We start from the raw sequence: 3,628 nt of genomic DNA, 5'->3' as shown, positions 1-3,628 counted from the left end.
TGGTTGTGGCGTCTACCCCGAAAACGGCGCTTCCAAATACTTTTGTTAACATGGCGTGTAATTTTTATCAAAAATAATACTTTTCTTATAAAAAACATACTGCTATAATGATTTTTAAAGAAAACTATGGAACGGAATGAAAAAGCATTCGTCATAATATGAACAGCTACATAATTTATATGTTTGACTACTTATGAATTTAAAAATTATGTTTCATAATTTTCCACACACATTAAACTATTTTATAATTGCTTAATTTATCTACTATAGAATAAGTTAAAAACTAGTGCCAATCAATAATCAAATCTTAATACACTATTAAAAATAAAGGGTTTGAATTTTTTAAATTCAAACCCTTTATTTTTTAACATATTCGTTTTTAGATTTTATTGTTTTGTCAAGACAACATTAGTTGGAACAGTAAAAGATTCTCCATTTAGCAGTCTTGAGGCTTTAACAGACCAATTTGCAATTAATGGTGTGCTTCCAGAGTTTACAATTTGCATTTTTAACCAACCAGAAAGTATACCAACTCCTCCATTAGAGCAATTATCATCAATTGTTCCTCCAAGAGAAACACCATCACTACTAAAAGCAGTGATGACACTATTAGTAGTATAACCATTTTGCGAATAATATTTTACAGAATTATGTAAAATTACCTCATTAGGTAACCCCGCGTTTTGAATTATTAAGAATCTTCCTTTTAACTCATCCATAAATGTATTATTATCTGCAAAATTTTGAACCATTGTTTCTTTCCAAAGAATTAATCTAAAAGTAATATTATCATTTGTATTTTCCCATGTTCCTATAAAATTTTGGTAATTATTGTTTATGTCTTTAAAGTATTTATTGGAATTATCTCCTTGGTTATAAGTGCTAATATCTACAATGGTTTGTGCTTTACAGCTAAAGAACAATAAAAGTACGGTTATGTTAAATATGTTTTTCATAATTTTTTAATTACACGGTATTTCGTCTATGTTAGTATTGTCTACTGCTAGTTCCAGTTTTTTCTATTTTTCTTGAACATTAGGTATTCCCACGTTCAATTGTTCTATTTCATAAAGTGAAACTCCTAAATCTTGGTTTTTAAAAAATTGTAAAAATGTCTTTTCGTACGATGTAACTAAAATATAAATCGCCTTTTATGATTACTAAAAGGCGATTTATACTATCCTATTGCTTTACCATCAAATACTCTCCATACGGCACCCGTGGAGATGTTGGTGCACCGTCATAAGGCAACATTACTCCATCATTGGCAAAAACGGTTGCTGTCATTTTATTAGGGTTACTCTCGTTTAACAAATACCGTAATATAATAGAAACAGATAAATAATCCCGTTGAGGGTCGCTAAAATGTAATTTAATTCTTTTCTCCGAAGGACTGCAATTATTACAGTTTACAAATAGGTTAATGGGAATAAAAAAGTTACCTGAAATATTATGATTATGTCCAATAATCATATTATCATTTAATAATGGTAAAGTATTAATAATTTCCACTCCGTTTTTCACATAATGATATTCACCAATAAGTAAATCTTCGTAATGTTTACCCGTATAAACCATTTGTCGTTTTTGAATGGTTAATGTTAATGTTTCATTTTGGGTGGTATATGCCCAAGTTCCAACAAATTTATCCATTTCGTTTTGGATATCTTTAAAATAAGATCCGGAAGGCACTTCCCATTCATCAGTATCTAAAGGAACAATCTGTGCTTTACAACTTAATGTTAATAAAATTGTAATAACTGCTACTATATTTTTCATAATTATTTTGTTTTTAATTACACGGTATTTCGTCTATGTTAGTATTGTCTGCTGCTAGTTCCAGTTTTTTCCATTTTTCTTGAACATTAGGTGTTCCCACGTTAAATTGTTCCATTTCATATAGTGTTACACCCAAATCTTGCTCTTTAAGAAACTGTAAAAAAGTACGCTCATATTGTGTTTTAGTACCGTTAGCTCCATTGGCTCTTTTCACGTATTGCTTTTCCAGTGTTTCTCCATATTTTTTCCAATCATTTTTGTCTTCACTATTATGTATAGCTTGCAATGTTTGCAACTTAGTAAAATCCTCAATTTTAATGGCATAGGTAAAATAATCATCACCTATTTTCACTGTCATAACACATACAAATAGGTTATCGCCACTTGTGTTAAAAGCATTTAAAGCATAATTCTCACGAATTTTGTATAATGAATAAATATCATCATGTGAAAACATGGGAATATGTATTCCATCATTTGGATGAGTATGTATCGTACCAAATTGATAGCCTCTTGGAGGGAAGTTTACGTGGTTATTTGCTGTTGAAGGTGTATAGTTGGCATAAGGGCCATATAATGAGTAATTTCCTTGGTTGTAAAAACCATATCCTCCTTCACCACTTGGATTAACATTGTTGCTCATATTTATCACTGCTGTCCTAATACGAACGTCTTGACTATCCATATATGGGTTTGTTGGATAAGTTGGATTTTTTGTTAATTTATTTAACTCATCACAGGGAGTATGCCCCAAAGAAGCATCCTCAAGCACAGGGCAATCTACTCTGGGATCACAAGGTGGTGTTGGATTTGAATATACTGGATAGTGGTTTCCATTACCGTTGCTCCCTCCTTGATGTGGATCCTTTGGCCCACCACCAACACCACTGTAATCATAACCTCCACTACCCGAATCTGTATTACAAACTACATCAACTGTTACCCAAGCAAAATTCTGAACAGCATCCATATCACATTCTCCAGCTATAGGCCAGTGACATCCTCCAAGATTACCATTAGGATCATAGCAACATTGATATCCCAAATATCTAATACAAATCATTGACATTCTATCATTATCATCAAATGGGTGATTATTAAAATAAATTGGGGTTAAAATTATTTTTATAGGATCCTTAATTAAATATTCTTCAACTAAATCAACACCTTCATCATAAAAGTACTTTATTTTATAAATATCTGTAACATTTTTAGCCGTATAATTATTTATAATTAAGTTCTCAAAATAATTACCTTCTTCAACTGTATCGCTCTTGATAAGCAAATTATAAGTAATTAATGTATCTGATTCATAAACTTTAATTGGTGCATCAAAAATTGTAAACTCATAATCTTCTTCAATTTTAGTTCTTGTCACACTATTGCTTTTAGAAATAGAGTTTAAAAGAACTTTCTTTGTTGGAATTTTACCGTACGACTTCATAAAATTTGAATCTGATGACAACTCACTGAAACTTTTAGAAGTCAACATAACTTTGTGTTCATAATTATGTTTTTCAATTACATCTTCTTGTAATTCACATGAAGTCGATGCAAAAAGTAGGCCAAAAGAAAAAGCTAAAAGCATTTTCCTTAATTTGTTTTTCATAATTTTTATAGTATTTAGGTTACAATGAATAAAAAGTAAGAATTTAATTATTGTTTTATAATATTATTTTTAACCATTTTTTTACTTTTTGTTATTATTTTATTCCTATGACTAAAAAATTGCAGCCTCTTTTGCATTCTGTTGTGGCAAAATGAAACCTTTAAATCCTTCTTCTTTGGCTTTAATAGCAATGGGTAAGGCTCCTTTTATGGGCTGTAAACTTCCGTCGAGCGACAATTC

General features: G+C 30.3%; 3 protein-coding genes and 1 pseudogene. All 4 read right to left on the bottom strand.

Annotation, left to right across the window (positions count from 1 at the left end; genetic code table 11):
- Positions 1 to 386 precede the first annotated feature (386 nt).
- Positions 387 to 956, bottom strand: a complete 570-nt coding sequence (locus G498_RS0109765) for a DUF6705 family protein (protein WP_026980994.1) — start codon at positions 954 to 956, stop codon at positions 387 to 389.
- A gap of 226 nt (positions 957 to 1,182) precedes the next feature.
- Positions 1,183 to 1,779, bottom strand: a complete 597-nt coding sequence (locus G498_RS0109760; protein ID WP_026980993.1) for a DUF6705 family protein — start codon at positions 1,777 to 1,779, stop codon at positions 1,183 to 1,185.
- 13 nt (positions 1,780 to 1,792) lie between these two features.
- Positions 1,793 to 3,388, bottom strand: coding sequence for a hypothetical protein (locus G498_RS0109755; RefSeq protein ID WP_026980992.1), 1,596 nt, complete (start codon positions 3,386 to 3,388; stop codon positions 1,793 to 1,795).
- A gap of 117 nt (positions 3,389 to 3,505) precedes the next feature.
- Positions 3,506 to 3,628 (bottom strand): annotated as a pseudogene (locus tag G498_RS15625) (magnesium chelatase domain-containing protein); the annotation flags it as partial.

The sequence above is a fragment of the Flavobacterium suncheonense GH29-5 = DSM 17707 genome (assembly GCF_000430025.1).
Classification (GTDB): Bacteria; Bacteroidota; Bacteroidia; order Flavobacteriales; family Flavobacteriaceae; genus Flavobacterium; species Flavobacterium suncheonense.
This window is presented reverse-complemented; position numbering and strand designations above follow the sequence as displayed.